A 17,113-nucleotide genomic window follows, 5' to 3' on the forward strand; every position below is an offset into this window, starting at 1 on the left:
ATCTACAAGATTAGTAGAGAATACCGGCGAGCGGAAAGGCAAGAACTCCTAAAAAAGAAAAAGGTATTAAAAACGCTAAGGGAGAGAGCCGTTCTTCAGCTGATAAATGCAGGTAGAAGGCACGGCGAGTAGCACCGAATAGAAGAGCCACCCCAATTCCTCCTGCCGCCCCAATCTCAACTGGAAAAGAAAATAAGTAAGCGCCGGCTAGCCCCAGCAGCAGCCCATTCAACAAAGCCAGAATGGGTAGGGAACGCGTGGGGTAAGCGTATAGCAAGGAGATTACACCGGATATAAGTAGCAGCAGAAAGGAAAATTGCGCTCCCCCTTTTACCTGCACTGTAAAGAGCCAGAATGCGGCAGCGATTATAGGGAGTAATCCGCCGTAGCTCCCAAAAATTTGCTGCAAACGACGTGCCCCGTTCACTTGGCTGAAAATTCCGGCCCCAAAAGCGAGGAACATCGAGAAACCGGCCGCAACAGCTAGGTGCACAAGACTGCCCCAAATACCTGCTCCTACTGTAGCCAGCAACATAGCAGACATTATTAGCCGAGTGGGCAATACCGTCGGTAATTTTAATAATTTTGGCCAGTAGTAAATCAGGAGCGCACCACTAACGAAAAGGGGAAGCGCGAGGAATCCATGCGGAAGCAAACAAGTAGCAGCGAAAACCAAGCCAACAAGAGCTCCCGCCCCTGCTATTACTTGCTCTAGAGGACGGCGTTGCACTTTTTTCGCAATTTCTTTTGCCATTTCTCGCCGTGCTGCTTCTCGCCGTACTGTTTCCCGCTGCACCATATTCGGATTTTTCTCTTCTCCCACGTTTTGATTCTGCCATGAGAAAGCGGAGCAGTAAAATAAACCAGATAACCGAGTGTGACCTAGCTCGCACATTCGTGCGGGCTGAAAAAATCCCTAGAGAAAACGTGCAGCTAATACAGTGGATTTATTCTAAAAAGATAGTTAATATTCTAGATAAGACATCGGGTTACGAAAGCCCCGGGCTCCAATAATTTGCCGCTACGAGCGGCCTTAGCGCCGACTGGCGCTCTCTGATTCGGTGTCGCAAAAGAGGGACTGCAAGTTGCGGTCCCTCTTTTAATATATTCAGCACTTAATTAATGTATTCGGCACCTAAAACGATAAATCTACTTTTCGTTTGGTTTTCACTGTATGGAAAGATAGCATTTAACCGGAAGTTAAATCTTCACTATTCGAATTTATACTTCCTGTTCATTAGATATACATGAAAGTGGTAAGGAATCGTATGAAATTCCGGAGACACAGTAGCGGCAAAGTCGTACTAGAACTTATTAAAGACCAAGCAAAATACCTAGTAGAAGCTGCACAACTACTAGACGAAGTAGCCCATGCAGAAGAATCTGAACGTGTGGAGATAAATAAAAGACTCCACGATGTGGAGAATCAGGCAGATATAGCCTGCCACAAGGTGCAAAAATTTATTTTCAAAAGTTTTGTGCTTCCCTATGACCGTTCCGATTTATTCGATCTAACCAACTGCATAGACGATTGCATTGATTGCATCGACGAAGCTGGCGACAATATGGTGCTATATAGGGTCGGCCGGCTCGGTGAAGAAGCCTATAAAATGATTGACATTATTAACGAGTGCGCAACGATGACCAATAAAGAAATGGGATATCTGCATAAACTTAACGAAAAGACGCGCACCTACATCGTGGGAATAAATCATCTGGAAAATCACGGGGATACCATCTACCGCGGAATTATTTCGGAACTTTTCCGCTCCGAAGAAACCGCTATCGATCTTATGCGCATGAAAGGCGTAATCGACAGCCTAGAAGCGACTATCGACGAATTTGAGACCTTAGCTGGGCTGGTAGAAGATATCCTGATGAAGGAGTCCTGATTGTGGATCTCACCCTTTTTCTGGTAGGAGCGGTAGTAGTAATCGCGCTTTCTTTCGATTTCACAAATGGCTTTCACGATGCCGCCAATGCCATCGCCACTTCTGTGACCACGCGTGCGCTCACTCCTCGGCGAGCACTACTCATGGCCGCAATAATGAATTTTGTTGGCGCCCTACTCGGCACCGGCGTAGCGGAAACTATCGGATCGGGAATTATCTCTCCGCCTCAAGATAATCACGGCTTAGTGGTAGTGCTCGCGGGTCTGTGCGGAGCCGTAATTTGGAATCTAATCACTTGGTGGTTCAGTCTTCCTTCCTCTTCGTCTCACGCCTTAATCGGCGGACTGGCTGGGGCTGGAGTAGCTGCTTCCACCACCGTCCATTGGGGAGTTATTGGGGAAAAAGTAGTAATCCCGATGTTTGTTTCCCCAATGATTGGCTTCGTACTCGCCGTCATATTCATGGAGATTGTGCTAGCCATTTTCCACAATGCCACTTATAAGCGCACAATGAAGAATTTCCGCCATGCACAGACTATATCGGCAGCCATGGTGGCCCTCGGGCACGGTTTACAGGACGCACAGAAAACTATGGGCGTAATCGTCCTAGCACTCATAGCTGGCGGCTATTGGCACGGCACCGGCATCCCGCTTTGGGTAAAAGTCGCAGCTGCTGCGGCAATTTCCTTAGGTACTTACACCGGCGGATATCGCATTATGAAAACGCTCGGGCAAAAGATTATCGAACTGGATCCAGCGCACGGCTTCGTGGCGGAAGCTGTCTCCGCTTCTGTACTCTATATAGCAGCTTTCCAATTCCATGCCCCGATTTCGACTACCCACACCATCACTTCTGCCATTATGGGAGTAGGAGCTACTACCCGTAAATCAGCAGTGCGTTGGAACGTAGCAGGAAGCATTATCAAAGCTTGGTTCTTAACCCTGCCCTGTGCGGCAGCCTTTGCCATGGTGGTATACATCGTATTGCATGCGATTTTCCCAATTTAATTTAATCACTATTTATAGTTTGACCAGCCACGCAATTGACACTATTGCGTGGCTGGTCAAACTATTACCCGATAAATCTATTCGGCACTCTAACTATTGTGTACCACTTCGATTTGCACTATAGAAAGCGCCGCTTTTTTCTTTGCCACCGTATGCGCAATAATCATTTCCCCGGGGTGTAACCACGGGTCTTTTGCGGGGAGTTTAGCGACCACTGGCGCCGCAGTATATTTTCGGAAAATTCTTATAATTTCTCCGAGCGTAGGCCGATGCACACATACCGCTCGGGGTACCCCCGCCTCTAGTAGCAGACCCGCAATATCTTTCCCAAATTTCTCCGGAGCGTTCCGAAAAGATTTTTCCGTCAGATTACGCCGCTCCTGCAGAGAAATTCCGCTAGCTTCCGCATAGGGAAGCAACGTATCTTGGCAGCGTTTCCACGGTGAAGTAAAAACTTGGCGCACTCCGTAAGCAGATAGCACCTGTGCCACTTCCACCCGTTGCGCCTTGCCCGCTGCAGTAAGAGGGCGGCTTTTTTCCGCGCCTTTCTTATCCGCCCATTTCTCTCTTTTCACTGCTTTCGCATGCCGCACCACCACTACCGGCTGCGTATCTAAATCACCCGCCGCCGCCAACTTCTGCAATTGTTTAAGCATCTTCTTATCGCGCTCCGCGCTAAGCATTCGCTCTGCCTGCGCCAAAGAAGCCCAACGAATTTTATCAATTTCTGATTTAGGTGCTAGCGAAAATTTTTGCCGCCGCCGCAGCTGTGCCGCCGGACTATCCGCGGAAAGTACTTGCGCAGCCCAATAGTGGACTGCCTTCCATCTACCACTATTCATCCGGTACCGCTGCCAACCGAGTGGGACTCCGAGCACTATCTGCACTCGCCCTTCTTCCCAAACTTCCCGCAGGCAGCAATTGCGCAGGTTCTCGCCACTTTTACACTTTCCTTTCGGGAACGACCAATCTCGCCAGTGCGGGCGATGCACAATCAGCACCTCAATTTTTTTATTTTTTCGCCGCCATACTAAGGCACCCGCCCCGTACACATCTACTCGTCGCATCTTAATTGCCGCAGCTTCCCCTAATTTACGCAGTTACTTTTCCGCTGTCCGCGCCCGCGCGCGCTGCATAAGAATATCTTGCACATGCACTAAGCGCTGCTTCGCATCTTCTTCCGCTCGCGCCTCGCCTTGCATCTCGCCTCGCGCCTCGCCTTGCATTTCGTCTCCTGCCTCAGCGTAGACCACATGCCGCCATCCTTCTGGGCCTAAGCGCCACGACTGCGTAGTATCCGCACAGGCTATCTCAATTAGCTCCAGCAAATACTTCTGCATCTCTGGATCTTCAATCGAAATTAAGGCCTCGATTCGCCGATCTAAATTTCGATGCATTAAATCTGCTGACCCCATATACACCACTGGCGCGCCCGCATTTGCAAAACCATATATTCGAGAATGCTCCAGGAACCGCCCCAGCACCGAACGCACCTTGATATTTTCTGAAAGTCCGGTAATTCCCGCCCGTAGGCAGCAAATTCCCCGCACTTGTATCTCCACTGGCACTCCCGCCTGCGAAGCCCGATACAGCGCATCAATTATTCGTTCATCCACTAAAGAATTAGTCTTTATCCGAATCCAGGCTGCTTTACCGGCTTTTTTATTGGCAATTTCGGTATTTATCAGCTCTATAAGACCTTTCCGAATTCCCAACGGAGCCACGAGCAAACGATGGAATTTAGTCTTCGGCGAGTACCCAGAGAGCTGGTTAAAGAGCCGTATTAAATCTTGCCCTACATTGCGTTCACAAGTGAAGTACCCTAAATCTTCATAACCGCGCGCCGTCTTCGGATTGTAGTTTCCAGTACCTACGTGGCAATACCGGCGCAGAATCCCTTCTTCCTGCCGCACCACCAGACACAGCTTACAGTGAGTTTTGAGTCCGACAATTCCATAAACTACGTGCACGCCAGCTTTTTCTAATTTGCGCGCCCATTCAATATTATTTTGTTCATCAAAACGGGCTTTAATCTCCACCACGGCTAGTACCTGTTTACCCGCTTCCGCCGCCTTTATCAGCGCATCGACGATAGGAGAATCTCCTGAGGTGCGATACAGAGTCTGTTTAATAGCCAGTACTTTCGGATCGGCCGCCGCCTGCTGAATAAAGCGCTGCACGGAAGTGGAAAAAGAATCATAGGGGTGTTGCACTAAAACATCGTGTGCCCGAATAGCGGCAAAGACGTCCGTCTCCTGCGCAGTCTCTACTTCCGTAAAACCTTTCGGCGTCACTGGCACAAATTTCTTGTATTTCAGCTGTGGCCTATCCAGTTCGTGAATTACTTCCAACCCAGTTAAATCCAAGGGCTCAGGCAAGCGGAATACATCTTCTTCACGCACCTCCATCTCCCGCATCAACATAGAGAGCACGTGCTTGGAGATATTCTGTGCTACTTCTAAGCGCACTACCCGCCCAAATTTACGCTTCTGTAACTCTTTTTCCAGCGCCTTCAGTAAGTTCTCCGCATCGTCTTCTTCCACTTCCAAATCCTCATTACGAGTGACGCGGAAAGTAGAATACTCGACGATTTCCATTCCCGGAAACAAAGTAGAGAGATGGACGCCAATAATTTCTTCCAAGGGAATATAGTAGGTGCGCCCTTTGGCGTCAGCTGGCACATCTTCTGGGCGATAAGGTTTACCGGAAGCATCCACAGCGATAAAGCGCGGCAAAAGTGGAGGCACTTTTACGCGCGCGAAGAGCTCTTTACCAGACTGTTTATTGCGCACTACCACGGCTAAATTTAAAGACAATCCAGAAATATACGGGAAGGGGTGCGCTGGGTCTACTGCTAACGGCGTGAGCACTGGAAAGATCTGTTTCCGATAGAATTTGCGCAACCGCTCTTTTTCTTCATCTCCCAAATCCTGCCAATGCAGAATATGTATTCCCACTTCTGCTAATTTCGGCTGCACACAATCTCGAAAAAGTGCAGCGTGCCGAGCCATGAGTTCCTGTGCACGCTGATTTATTCCCTCCATTACCTGCCGCGGCGGGAATCCAGAAGCCTTGGTGGTGGCCATTCCTGCTTCGATACGGCTTTTCAGACCGGCCACTCGCACCATATAAAATTCATCTAAATTAGAAGCAAAAATTGAGAGAAACCAAGCGCGCTCTAAAATAGCTAAATCTGTATCTTCTGCCTGCTCCAATACTCGCTCATTAAAAGCCAACCAAGAAAGCTCTCGATCGAGAAATCTGCCGCGCGGAAGCGCCGCCATATCGAGAGTCTTTCCCTCTTTTTGTGCCGCTAAGGCTGCTGCATCTACCTCTTCTTGTAGCTTCGCAGTAGATACGGGAGAGCCCATCCGGAATTCTGCCCGCCGAGAACTGGCCGTAGCAGAATTCGTACCAAGCTGCGTTGCGGATGACGGAATAGCAAATTCCACCGCCGGATAAGTGGCTTCCCGCTCTTGCTCTTCTTTCCACTGTTGCTCTAAATCTACTCCGATTCTATCGAAGGTATCTGGAGCAGCCGGAGCATCTTTTTCCGACGTAGCCTGGGTGGCTGGCATCTCTGATACTACTGGAACCTCTGGTACCGCTGGCGCCACCTTTTCCGCGGCGATAGTTTTTTCGCTGGGAATGGCCTTTTCCGCCACCACACTCGCATCTAAAGGAGCAGATTCTTTACAAAAAATATCCCGTATGTTTTTCAAGTTCACAAAATCCTCCTTTTTTATAAGCGCGGAGCGCCGGTACATTATCGGCATCCACATAAAGAATTATGCGTCTGTATCCACTTGCAGCAGCGAGAAGCGGCAATCTTTCCATAAGCGCACTTCCGATACCTGCCCCCTGCATTTCCGGCAAAATACCTACTACATACAACTCTACCGTGAAATCATCTACCGGCTTCAACCACAAGAATCCGATTGCAGAGGAAGCCGGTAAATTTTCCTCGAATGCTCCGCCAAGTCTTCCTTCTAGTTCCTCCCCAAGTTCTGCCCGCGGATAAATTAAGAAGCAAAGATCTGGAGAAAACCACTCTTGCGAAAAACGCTGGCGAAAATCAGTTACCGTGAGTTTTCCTTGCTCCGGGTGTTGAGCAAAAATTATCTGATTTAACCGCGCCAAAGTAGCTATATCCTGGCCTTTCGCTATACTTGCCGCGGTAAAAGGGCGCAGCTGCCAATTTTTTCCTTGCCGCAAATCTGCCAACTTATTTTCGCTTCTCGGCGCCAAAAGTTTTGCTACCTTATTTTCCAATACGAGCAAAGTTCTTTCTACCTGCAGCCCCGCCGCCGTCGCTAAACTCTGCGCGGCAGGTAGCGTGCCGTGTGCCCAGAGTAGTGGAGATACTCCTTCCGGCAGTTCGCGCGCCACTTTTTGCAATTCCGCAAGTAAGCTCGCTCCCCACCCGCGCCGGCGCCAATCCGGATGCACAGCTAACTCCGCATTACCGTTCTCTAAGTTGAGCACCGCAAGCGCCGGCACCGCCACGCTAAGACCAGCAGTGGAGTTAAGTGAATCTAAATCGGAGCCAAAAGCTGTGGGAATAAGATAGTGAGCAGCTCCGGGGCGCTCTAAATTCAAAAGGCTTTGCTCATCGAAAGCCGCAATACCATCATTTTCGGCAATTAAAAGCGCAAAATCGCGAATCTCCGCAACTAAATCAGCAGGTACTTGCCGATAATGGCGTATTTCCATCTATGAAAGCAATCCTTGCGTAAGTAGCTCTCCGGCTTGGCGGAACTCCCCCGCGGTACGGAGCAACGCCGTATCACGCCGGGTAACTTCCGTGGCTAATGGATCGGCATCACTTTTAATCCAAATTGGGATTACTGAGCCTAAATAATCCATTAAACGCGCTGATATACGCAATACTCGGGCAAAATCTCCCAAAAAATTACCGCAGAAAACTTCATCCCACGCTTCTTTCACCTCGGCAGGAGAAGTAATTTGAGCAATGCGCTCCGGCTCTTTCTCCGCAAAATAACTTTCTGCTCCCACATATCGTTCTTGCACTACCTGCGGATAACGGCGAATCCATTCCCGAAGTAAGAATCCGCGCCACAGAATACCCGGTAAAGAATCTGCCGGAGAATCCACCCACGCTTCCGCTATTACATCTACTCCCGAATCCTGAATGAGTTGAGAAATACGCGCTATTACTTCCGCATCTGCTGCCCCTGCTGCGGGTAATGGCACTATTGCCTGCGCAGAAGTATGAGCAAGTTCAGAATTGTAAGCGGTATCAGCATTTCCCTCAATAAGTTCTATCTGCTCTGGATTGAGTTGCGCCGGACGGCGCGGTTTGTAGCCGGCCATATTCATACCCTCTCTTTCCTGCTCACACAGAGAATTACTAGCTATACCCTAATCCTATCTTGATTTCGGAAAGAGCGTGATATGTACCAAATTTATACATTCGGCTTTTCTTTTTTCGCTGAGCATGAGTAAAATAAATATCCGTCGCAGCATTACGGCATCTTCGTCATAAGATTGCGACGAGCGTTTTCTAAACGCGGGCCTCTAGCTCAATTGGTAGAGCTCCGGACTTTTAATCCGTAGGTTGTGGGTTCGAGTCCCACGGGGCCTACAAATAAGTTCCCTTATCTCGCTTGCAAAGCAGATAGGGGAATTTTCATTATTAACTGCCTTAGGTACGAAGTAATACCTCCGAGTACAAAATAAATAGCCACGACCAACATACTTTTGTAAGTCTCGCCTCGACCGCAGGCGCTCGCAATAAAAACTTATATCTAGGCTAGACTGATACTGATGGACAATTCTGTAGCACTTTTAGATTTAACTAATTTACCTTGGGATTCTTCGCTTCCCACCCATATTATTTTCGACGTAGATGGCACTCTTACTGATCAAGAATCGCGCACTTCTCCGCAAACTTTTCAGGCGCTGCGTGATTTAACTGCCGCCGGAATTAAAATAATTCTCGCCACCGGGCGCACCTTCGGCAGCTCCGATATATTCTTAAAGAAAGCGAAAATACCGGCGAAGCTTGTCTGTGCCGGCGGGGCTGTCACCTGGAATAACGGAAAAATAGCAGCTACTTACCATCCACAATCTGCAGTGAAAACTGCCGTAGAATACGGAAAATCTCATGGTATTACGTTGCTTTTAGAGAGTGTAGATACTTTACTACTCGACGAAGATGCCCCCTATATTCCCCCGCTGTTGCGCACTGCTAGCGAAGGAATGCCGATTGCCCGCGGCGATGTGTATAAAGCTGCGGAAGAAAAAACTGTGAAGGTCACTTTCTGCGGACGCAAAGAATTACTCGATAACTGCTGGGAAGAGATTACGGAACGCTTCCCCGGTACCGTCCGCGGGCACGCCTCTTTTATCGATTTCCCACCCGTAGGTATTTCCAAGTGGACGGGGATTCAAAAAATTCTGCAAGAAGAGCAGCTAGATCCAGCAGAAGGACTCGGTGTAGGAGATTCCGGAAATGATGTCCCGTGGATTGCCCACATGGGATATCCGCTCGCAGCTCCGCAAGCTACTCCCGATTTATTGGCGGTTACGAAATGGCAGTTGCCGCGCAGCACTCACCATATTGCTGATTTTGCAGCAGCGATACTTCAGCACCAAAAAATTTAACGATTATTGCGCACTAGAGCCTATCTATACCCGCGCTGTAAAAAATTACTTTTTATTACTGGGCACGGTTACTAAAGCCACCGCTAAGCTTACACACAGTAAACCGAGGATTTCTCCCCAAGTGGGAATTTGCCGCAACATCACTACTCCTACTAGCAGAGAAGTAGCCGGATAGAGCGAACTTAACAAGGAATAGACCGCCGTAGGTACCACACCCATTACCCGCAACTCTAGAGTGTATGGAATGACGCTGGAACAGAGCGCCACCAGCACCATAATTACCAATAAATGCGGATTAGTAATAATGGGATGAAAGCCAGGAATAGCTAGCGGAAGGAAGAAAATTGCACCGGCTAAGTTCCCCCATGCCAATATTTCTGCACTGGAGCCATCGAGGGAAAGCCGGCGCCCAATAATTATATATATCGCCCAGCATACTCCTGCAGCGAGCGCAAAGAGCACCCCGATACGAATAGAACTCTGCGATATATCCACCCCTATCCACGAGATGAGGAATACTCCGAGTAAAGCAAGCAGAATTCCTAGGCGCACTCGCCAATTGCGGCCCGTAAAAGCCGAGAGTAAAACCGGCCCGATGTATTCAAGAGCCACCGCTGCTCCTAGTGGAATCCGGCTCAGTGCAAAATAAAAAACCACATTCATACCGGTGAGAGCCAGGCCAAATACTATTGGTATCCAGATACGGCGCAGATCAAGATGCGGCCGCCGCCAAATTAGCAGGATGATTGCCGCGCCAGCCATTCTTCCCCACGCTACGGCTCCAGCTGGAGCTGCCGCAAAAAGCCCGATGGCAAGGGAAGCTCCAATATATTGGATGATTGCCGCCGATATTAGAACGGCAGGGGCAGTAGAAGAATTGAGAGCTAGTTTTGGTTTTTTCATCAAAATACCGCCGCAATTAGAAGTAATACTGGCATGGAAAGCAGAGTGGAGAGTACTACCGTATCCCGCGCTAGTTCCACTCCCGTTTCATAACGATGAGCAAAGATAAATACGTTATTAGCCGAGGGGAAAGCTGATACCACCATGGCGGTTAGCAACATAGCGGGAGAGAGCGCAAAAGCTTTAGCGAGGAAAAAAGTGAGCAGCGGACTGGCAAAAACTCGTATAAAAACCGCTACATAAGTGGCTATATTCGCTTTTAATAGATGCCGTAGCGAGATACTTCCGAGGGAAACTCCCATCGCTAGCATTACCAAGGGCACGGCGCAGTGGCTGAGCATATTCACCGGTTGATAGATGACAGCGGGTAGCTTCCAGCCACTTACACTGACTAATAAGCCCAGCACCACCGCAATTACTGGAGGCTGGAGAAGAGCGCGCAATACTATGCGGCCAATGTTGAGATGAGACGGCGAAAAATTACCTTGGGTGCTGCGCTGCTTTTCCAGCACGATAAAGACGATAGGAGCCACAATGAGAAGTTGGAAAAGCATAACAGGTGCACTGGCAGCGGCGTCGCCGGTAATTGCCATTAGATAGGCAATCCCTAAATTTCCGGCATTTACATAAGAAGCGGAAAGCGCTCCAATAGTCTGCTCTCCAGCACGGAGCTTAAATATCTTCACTGCGAGCAGGTAATAGAAGAAAAAGAGAATAACGCTATTGATGATTCCCACTGCAGCGGTGAGGGAGAAGACCACCGCAATATCTGATTCACACATAGCCAAGAAGACCAAAGCCGGCATCGTGAGCATAAAAACGATGCGGGAAATTTCTTGATCAAAATTCTTCGGCACTATCCGGAATTTGACTAGCAGTATGCCGGAAATGAGTAGCGCTATTAGCGTCCAAAATCCCAGCAATACATTTTCCACACCTCTGAGGATACTCGGAAAAGCAACGAAAGGCTCCCTGCCTATAAGAGATATTCCTCGCTATCGTGCACTTATAGCGAATCTTCTAAGCTGGCTTCGGCTAGCAATAAACAGTGATCAGAAATAGCAAAAGGCAATGCCGCTTGATAACTAATTTTTACTCCGCGCCCCAGAATATGGTCGATGGGGTAACGCGGCGTAGATGCTGGATAAGTAGGTAAAGAACTGGATTCCGGAGCAAAATCCTGCATATATGGGCTACTAGCTCGCACTTTCTCCACCGAAGGCGCGCGCATATTAAAATCGCCCGCAAGAATAGCAGGTAATGCAGTTCCTTCAGGTAGCTCACTCTGCGCAAATCGATCAGACTCAGCCGGCTGCACCCCATGTGCTGGTAGCTCAGCCCCCGCCGCTGGTTTGCGAAATCCAAAACACTTTTTCTCTAGTTGCGCAAAACCCGCAGCAGCTTCAGCTAGCTGCGCCATACCAGCCCTTGGCTCGGTAGAAAGATGGGTAGAAGCAAAAAGTAGCGGCCGCGGAAATCCCGGCACGGCTATCTCGGCATAAACACAACGCCGCGGCTCCGTAATATGCACTCGGTACTTACAGAGTGAATCCGTATTTTCGCGCCGGCGCCAAAACTGCCATTCTTCTGCTAAACGTTGTGAATACACCTGCCGTACTGGATAGCGAGATAATAACGCTATTCCATACGTTCCAGAGGCTTCTTCCCCTAAGGGCTGCAAAGTAGAAAATACCGGTTTCCAACTGCGCGCGACCGGCACAAAATATCCCTGCATTCCCAGCTCTTTCGCCAAATAAGCAGTCTGCTGCTGGCGCGCAGAGCGAAAACGCCCATTATCTACCTCTTGCAAAGCCAATAAATCTAGTTTTAGCTCCGCAATTTTTCGAGCAGTAGCTGCGAAAGCAGCCCTCCGCTCTGCCGGAGAAATTAAAAAAGCAGCCGCATTGGGCGGAAGAGAAGATTGCGCTGCATTGGGTAATCCCCACTGTAAATTAAAAGTACCGATACGCAATTTTCTTTGCATTTTTCTTCCGCCCATTTAACTGATTTCCAGCTATTAAATTAATATGCACCTGCTTAAAGGCATATTTTTCAAAGAATAGTCATTTCGACTCTCCGGGCTCTACACCCGGCACATTCTCCGCATCCGGTGTGCTCTCTCTATCCACTATGCTTTCTGCATCTGGAACAAAATATAAGGCCAGCGAATTCATGCAGTAGCGCAGTCCAGTAGGAGTTTGGGGAGCGTCGGGAAATACATGACCTAAATGCGAGCCACAGCTACTGCAGAGCACTTCCGTGCGCACTTGTGCTAAAGAATTATCTTCCCGATAAAGCACTGCCGCCGGACGCAGTGGCGCAAAAAATGCAGGCCATCCGCAGTAAGAAGTAAATTTCTCATTTGCTCTAAATAGCGGTGCGCGGCATGCTCCGCAATAATAAATCCCAGGGCGGTCTTCATCGAGAAGTTTGCCACTACCGGGTGGCTCGGTACCGGCTTCCCGTAAGACGTGATACGCTTCCGCGCTGAGTTCTTTGCGCCACTGCGCAGCGCTCTTCACCACCTGATATTCCACAATCTTCCTCTCCTTGCCCAGCCTAGTTTTCGACAGTTTTACCGCCGTCTTTTTCACTGCGAGAGCCCTCTGCGGAATCAGATACTTCTGTAGCATCTGTAGCAGCTATATCCGCTGCTTTTCCTCCAGCAGCGCTTTCCACTTCTTCTACTTCGTCTTCATCTTCACCTTCGCGCTTTCCCGAAAAATTCTTGCGCCGGGCCTCTGCTGCTATCGAGCCAGTGAAAAGGGAAGCTTCATGCCCCTCCCGCACGGCAGTAGAAATTTTCTCTTGTTGCCCAGTAAGAGCCGAGCCATCTGCGGCCAAAAGCACTCCCGGACTCGCATTCGTATCCGCACTCGCACTTTTAGCAGTATTCGGTGCCCCATCCTTAGCAATATCTGCACCAGCGCCTTTATCTGCACCTTTACCAGTATTCATGCTCTTACCAGCACTCTTAGCAGTACCCTTACCGGCGCCCTTAGCAATACCTTTACCAGTACCCTTCGCAGTACCCTTAGCAGCTTTCGAACTCTTTTCCGGCACTTCCCCCGCCAAAGCAGCGGTTATTTTTGGCATAACTTGCGTCTTATCTATTCCACTATCGCTGGGTACTCCATTTTTTGCCTTCTCAGAGAAATCTTCTATATCAGTTAAAGAGAGCGTAACAGTGCGTTCCTCATCACTTTGCAAAATTTCTGCTACCTGCCCTTGATCGGCTGGCAAATAAAGCACCGGCTTTTCTTTATCTAAACGCGCCGCCATCTTCCGGAGAGTTTCCTCCTGTGCAGCTTGAAAATCAGCGGCATTTCCGCCACATTTGCGAATATGAGGTATCGCTTGCGGAGCTTCTTCTTGAATCCACTGCACCATTTTTTCCCGCACATAATTTTGCAAATCGGTCAAAGTAGCGGAATCTTTCGCCGATACCACTGCTCGCATCCGCAAACGATAATTTTCTGCCGCTTTAATTTGCAGAATCCCTGTCTTTCCATTCCATAAATCAGTCTGACTAAGTAGGTATTCCAACTGCTTACGAGCGGCCGTGATGGGCAAATCCCAATCGACTTCCCAAATTACTTCTCCCGTCATTTCCGGAGCTCGCCGCGTCCAATTTTCAAAAGGCTCCGTAACCATTTTCGTAGAAGGCACAATTATGCGCCGGCCGTCCCAGACTTCTAGCACCACATAGGTGAGAGTTATTTCTTCGACCGAAGTATAAGCCCCTTGGTAATACACGATATCCCCGACGCGGAGTGAATCCGAAAAAGCCAGTTGTAAGCCAGCAAATACATTACTGAGCGTAGTTTGAGCTGCTAAGCCGGCTACCACCGACACAACTCCGGCAGAGGCCAAAACCGAGGCACCCGCCGCGCGCGCCCCCGGGAAAGTCAAAAGCACACCGGCAATTCCCAATAACCAAATTCCCACTACAATCACGCGCTGGAGAATTTGGGTCTGGGTCTGTACTCGTTTAGCGCGGCGAGCCGAAGATTGCCGAATAGCAGCGTGAATAATCCCTACCACGCCGTTCACCATTCCTACTATCAACCAAGTGGTAGCAAGAATTATCAGAATTAAAAATATGTGATCAATTTTTCCGAGCCAGTTGGGCGCGGCAGCAGATTCTAAACGGCTGAGCGAATAGTCAGCACCCGTCCAAGCTCCAATTAAAGAGAGTAGTACCACAATTTTTTTCGAAGTAGCACTGTACACCGGGCGCAGCTGCGGGTTACGCGCCGGGAAAATACGCAACAGCGCCAGCAAAATAAAAGCCACCAAAAATCCCGCTATGAATCCGATTGCTAAGCCTGCTATTAATTGCAGCACGTCAAAGGTAGTTTCCACCGCTTCTGCCGCAGGGCTTCCGCCGTCAATTTCGAAAAAAATCTGCATATCTTCAGCCTATTGCATTCCCAAACATTAAGCGTACAGTTATGCTTTTTTTCGCGCAGGTCGGAACGTGAGTAAAGGCACAAGGGTTCTGGTTTTGCATTTACCCCCCTTTATCCTTTAAGCTAATACCCGTTCCCTTTGAGAAAAGTGGACATCTTCGCCCCTGTCGTCTAGTGGCCTAGGACACTGGCCTTTCACGCCGGTAACACGGGTTCGAATCCCGTCGGGGGTACGGTTTTCCGAAATATCTTCAGTGATATATACTTTGGAAGACACCAAGAGCTCTGGCTCTGTCTGGCCCTGTAGCGCAGTTGGTTAGCGCGCCGCCCTGTCACGGCGGAGGTCGCGGGTTCAAGTCCCGTCAGGGTCGCAGAAGGCACCGGCCGAAAGATTTTCTATCGGCGGTGTTTTTCTATCTGGCTCTGTAGCTCAGTTGGTAGAGCGAACGACTGAAAATCGTTAGGTCACCGGATCGACGCCGGTCGGAGCCACCAACAAAGCCGCTTCGGTTCTTAGAACGGAAGCGGCTTTGTTATTTTTAACCTTTTAATTCTTTGCTTTACTGCAATATTTTAAAGTGCAGCTAAAGCAGCTTCATAATCCGGCTCAGTAGTAATTTCTGGCACCAGCTGGGTGTATTTTACTTTCCCATCTTTGTCGATAATCACCACGGCACGCGCTAATAGACCGCGCAGCGGCCCATCTTCCTGACGCACTCCGTACTTCTGCGCAAAATCAGAACGGAAAGCCGATCCCATTTCCACATTCTCAATTCCTTCTGCGGCGCAGAAACGACCCATCGCGAAAGGTAAATCCATAGATATGCAGAGCACCACTGTATCAGCTAGCTCCGCTGCACTTTTATTGAATTTCCGCACACTGAAGGCACATACTTCGGTGTCGAGAGAGGGGAAGATATTTAGTACGACGTTCTTACCCTGAAAATCGCGGAGATTGATATCCGAAAGATCTTGCGCAGTAAGCGTAAAATCGGGAGCTACACTGCCCACTTGCGGTAAAGAACCAGATAGTTTTACTTCTTTTCCAGAAAATGCTGTAGTATTCATACCTCCCATTATAGGGAATAGCTAATATTTTTGGCTTAAATAAGCCTATTCTCCTCCCAGAGCTGAATAGCGGAAACTCAAAATTCTGCTGCTCGCGCACTTTCCCATTTTTCTTCTATGTATAATAGATATCCGGCGTATGATAGATACTGGATGAGGAAATTTTCCTTAACTTAATTATCTATCCCATTAATGCAGAACTATGGCAGAGGCACCGAAAGCCTAGTAGTATTGCGCTATAAACGGATATTAAAGGAGATATATCGTGAGCAGCACGGATCAATTTACTTCCCCCGCTCCTAATACGGAGAATTCGGGAGCGCGACCCAGCATTGGGGAACTGGTAGGAAAAATTTCTGCCCAAGTCTCCACCCTGGTGCGCGATGAAATTAAGCATGCCGGCATTCAGATGAAAGCGAAAGTTTCTAAACTAGCCGTCGGCGGAGCGCTAATTATAGTAGCGGCCATCTTGGCACTTTATATGCTCTCCTTGCTGCTCTTTGCTGCCGTAGCCGCCTTTGCAAAGATTACTAGCCTCTGGCTCGCTTTCTTGATTGTAGCCGGCATTCTCCTCCTGCTGATAGTCATTTTGCTGCTAGTAGGCCTAAATCGAATAAAAGCATCGGAAAAGCATGAATTTAATCCCCAAGAGGGAATTGGGAAAGATATCGATGCTGTAAAGAAGGGATTAAACAAGTGAGTAAAGCCATGACCAAATCAGAATTGGATAATCTCGCCGCTGCTCCCTTAGCTGCCCAGTTCAAGACTGCCGCAGATTACGGAGCCCCCGAGCCGGATAATCGCAGCCCACAAGAGATAGAAGCAGATTTAGAGCAGGTACGCCGGGAGCTGGAAGCTACCGTTAATGAACTAGCTGAGCGACTTTCTCCCGCCCAGTTGGCGCAAGACGCCAAGACGAAAGCCATGAAATCCGTACAGCAAGCGGGAGCAAAGCTGCGCGAATTTACAGACGCATTAGTTAATTTAGATCCGCGGGCGCTGAAGATAGCCGGCGGAGCGCTTTTAACTTTGCTGGCCTGGAAAATACTGCGCAAATAAAATAAAGACCAATTAAATTAAAATTCTTACGCATCCTGCTCTCACGTGGAGATAGCCGGCAATTCGTTGTATGGTAGATGCGTGAAGAAAAATCCGGAATGGAGTGATTTTATTTCGCTCCACGAGTAGTTGAGGGGGGTCGACC

Annotated in this window: 16 protein-coding genes and 4 tRNA genes; 9 read left to right on the top strand and 11 right to left on the bottom strand. The window is 48.9% G+C overall.

What is annotated here, in order from left to right; translation table 11 throughout:
* Positions 1-10: 10 nt before the first annotated feature.
* A complete protein-coding gene (locus BQ7117_RS06700) occupies positions 11-823 on the bottom strand; it encodes a hypothetical protein (protein WP_073996760.1) in 813 nt (270 codons plus the stop codon).
* Between the two features lie 445 nt (positions 824-1,268).
* Between BQ7117_RS06700 and BQ7117_RS06705 the strand changes: the two genes are divergently transcribed.
* Positions 1,269-1,892: a DUF47 domain-containing protein gene (locus BQ7117_RS06705; RefSeq protein WP_073996761.1), complete on the top strand. Its 624-nt coding sequence runs from the start codon at positions 1,269-1,271 to the stop codon at positions 1,890-1,892.
* 2 nt (positions 1,893-1,894) lie between these two features.
* Complete coding sequence (locus BQ7117_RS06710) at positions 1,895-2,899, top strand: inorganic phosphate transporter (protein ID WP_073996762.1); 1,005 nt, start codon at positions 1,895-1,897, stop codon at positions 2,897-2,899.
* 89 nt (positions 2,900-2,988) lie between these two features.
* Here BQ7117_RS06710 and BQ7117_RS06715 read toward each other — a convergent pair whose 3' ends face one another.
* The 4 genes from BQ7117_RS06715 to BQ7117_RS06730 all read right to left on the bottom strand — a co-directional run bounded on the left by BQ7117_RS06715 (position 2,989) and on the right by BQ7117_RS06730 (position 8,233).
* Positions 2,989-3,966, bottom strand: a complete 978-nt coding sequence (locus BQ7117_RS06715; protein ID WP_073996763.1) for an NUDIX hydrolase — start codon at positions 3,964-3,966, stop codon at positions 2,989-2,991.
* Between the two features lie 33 nt (positions 3,967-3,999).
* Positions 4,000-6,270 carry an RNA degradosome polyphosphate kinase gene (locus BQ7117_RS06720; RefSeq protein ID WP_419865614.1) on the bottom strand — a complete coding sequence of 757 codons (2,271 nt, stop codon included), beginning with the start codon at positions 6,268-6,270 and terminating at the stop codon, positions 4,000-4,002.
* Between the two features lie 322 nt (positions 6,271-6,592).
* Positions 6,593-7,612 (bottom strand): GNAT family N-acetyltransferase, encoded by a 1,020-nt coding sequence (locus tag BQ7117_RS06725; protein ID WP_073996764.1) that lies wholly within the window; start codon positions 7,610-7,612, stop codon positions 6,593-6,595.
* Entirely contained in the window at positions 7,613-8,233 is a 621-nt protein-coding gene (locus BQ7117_RS06730; protein WP_073997038.1) for a hypothetical protein, read from the bottom strand. It lies immediately after the preceding gene.
* A gap of 198 nt (positions 8,234-8,431) precedes the next feature.
* On the opposite strand from BQ7117_RS06730, the gene BQ7117_RS06735 reads away from it, so the two are divergent.
* Together BQ7117_RS06735 and BQ7117_RS06740 are read left to right on the top strand one after the other, a co-directional pair.
* Positions 8,432-8,504 (top strand) — tRNA-Lys (locus tag BQ7117_RS06735).
* A 182-nt stretch (positions 8,505-8,686) separates the two neighbouring features.
* On the top strand, positions 8,687-9,526 hold the full coding sequence (locus BQ7117_RS06740) for an HAD-IIB family hydrolase (protein WP_073996765.1): 840 nt from the start codon (positions 8,687-8,689) through the stop codon (positions 9,524-9,526).
* Positions 9,527-9,571: 45 nt separating this feature from the next.
* On the opposite strand, the gene BQ7117_RS06745 is transcribed toward BQ7117_RS06740, so the two are convergent.
* The 5 genes from BQ7117_RS06745 to BQ7117_RS06765 all read right to left on the bottom strand — a co-directional run bounded on the left by BQ7117_RS06745 (position 9,572) and on the right by BQ7117_RS06765 (position 14,842).
* The gene (locus tag BQ7117_RS06745; RefSeq protein WP_073996766.1) at positions 9,572-10,429 is read right to left on the bottom strand and encodes an EamA family transporter; all 858 of its coding nucleotides are present in this window, start codon (positions 10,427-10,429) and stop codon (positions 9,572-9,574) included.
* Positions 10,429-11,364 carry an AEC family transporter gene (locus BQ7117_RS06750; RefSeq protein ID WP_073996767.1) on the bottom strand — a complete coding sequence of 312 codons (936 nt, stop codon included), beginning with the start codon at positions 11,362-11,364 and terminating at the stop codon, positions 10,429-10,431. The genes BQ7117_RS06745 and BQ7117_RS06750 overlap by 1 nt, the downstream gene beginning before the upstream one ends.
* A 71-nt stretch (positions 11,365-11,435) precedes the next feature.
* Complete coding sequence (locus BQ7117_RS06755) at positions 11,436-12,413, bottom strand: endonuclease/exonuclease/phosphatase family protein (protein WP_161939427.1); 978 nt, start codon at positions 12,411-12,413, stop codon at positions 11,436-11,438.
* A gap of 79 nt (positions 12,414-12,492) precedes the next feature.
* Positions 12,493-12,966 carry a peptide-methionine (R)-S-oxide reductase MsrB gene (gene msrB / locus BQ7117_RS06760; protein WP_073996769.1) on the bottom strand — a complete coding sequence of 158 codons (474 nt, stop codon included), beginning with the start codon at positions 12,964-12,966 and terminating at the stop codon, positions 12,493-12,495.
* Positions 12,967-12,988: 22 nt separating this feature from the next.
* Entirely contained in the window at positions 12,989-14,842 is a 1,854-nt protein-coding gene (locus tag BQ7117_RS06765) for a mechanosensitive ion channel family protein (RefSeq protein ID WP_073996770.1), read from the bottom strand.
* A 159-nt stretch (positions 14,843-15,001) separates the two neighbouring features.
* Here BQ7117_RS06765 and BQ7117_RS06770 point away from each other — a divergent pair.
* The 3 genes from BQ7117_RS06770 to BQ7117_RS06780 all read left to right on the top strand — a co-directional run bounded on the left by BQ7117_RS06770 (position 15,002) and on the right by BQ7117_RS06780 (position 15,336).
* Positions 15,002-15,074, top strand: a tRNA-Glu gene (locus BQ7117_RS06770).
* Between the two features lie 64 nt (positions 15,075-15,138).
* Positions 15,139-15,212 (top strand) — tRNA-Asp (locus BQ7117_RS06775).
* Positions 15,213-15,260: 48 nt separating this feature from the next.
* Positions 15,261-15,336: transfer RNA gene (locus BQ7117_RS06780), tRNA-Phe, on the top strand.
* Between the two features lie 78 nt (positions 15,337-15,414).
* Here BQ7117_RS06780 and tpx read toward each other — a convergent pair.
* A complete protein-coding gene (tpx, locus tag BQ7117_RS06785; protein WP_073996771.1) occupies positions 15,415-15,909 on the bottom strand; it encodes a thiol peroxidase in 495 nt (164 codons plus the stop codon).
* A gap of 265 nt (positions 15,910-16,174) precedes the next feature.
* On the opposite strand from tpx, the gene BQ7117_RS06790 reads away from it, so the two are divergent.
* Both BQ7117_RS06790 and BQ7117_RS06795 read left to right on the top strand, forming a co-directional pair.
* A complete protein-coding gene (locus tag BQ7117_RS06790; RefSeq protein ID WP_073996772.1) occupies positions 16,175-16,609 on the top strand; it encodes a phage holin family protein in 435 nt (144 codons plus the stop codon).
* Positions 16,606-16,968 (top strand): DUF3618 domain-containing protein, encoded by a 363-nt coding sequence (locus BQ7117_RS06795; protein ID WP_073996773.1) that lies wholly within the window; start codon positions 16,606-16,608, stop codon positions 16,966-16,968. The genes BQ7117_RS06790 and BQ7117_RS06795 overlap by 4 nt, the downstream gene beginning before the upstream one ends.
* The last annotated feature ends 145 nt before the right edge of the window (positions 16,969-17,113 follow it).

The sequence above is a fragment of the Arcanobacterium urinimassiliense genome, assembly GCF_900119495.1.
In the GTDB taxonomy this organism is placed as follows: domain Bacteria; phylum Actinomycetota; class Actinomycetes; order Actinomycetales; family Actinomycetaceae; genus Arcanobacterium_A; species Arcanobacterium_A urinimassiliense.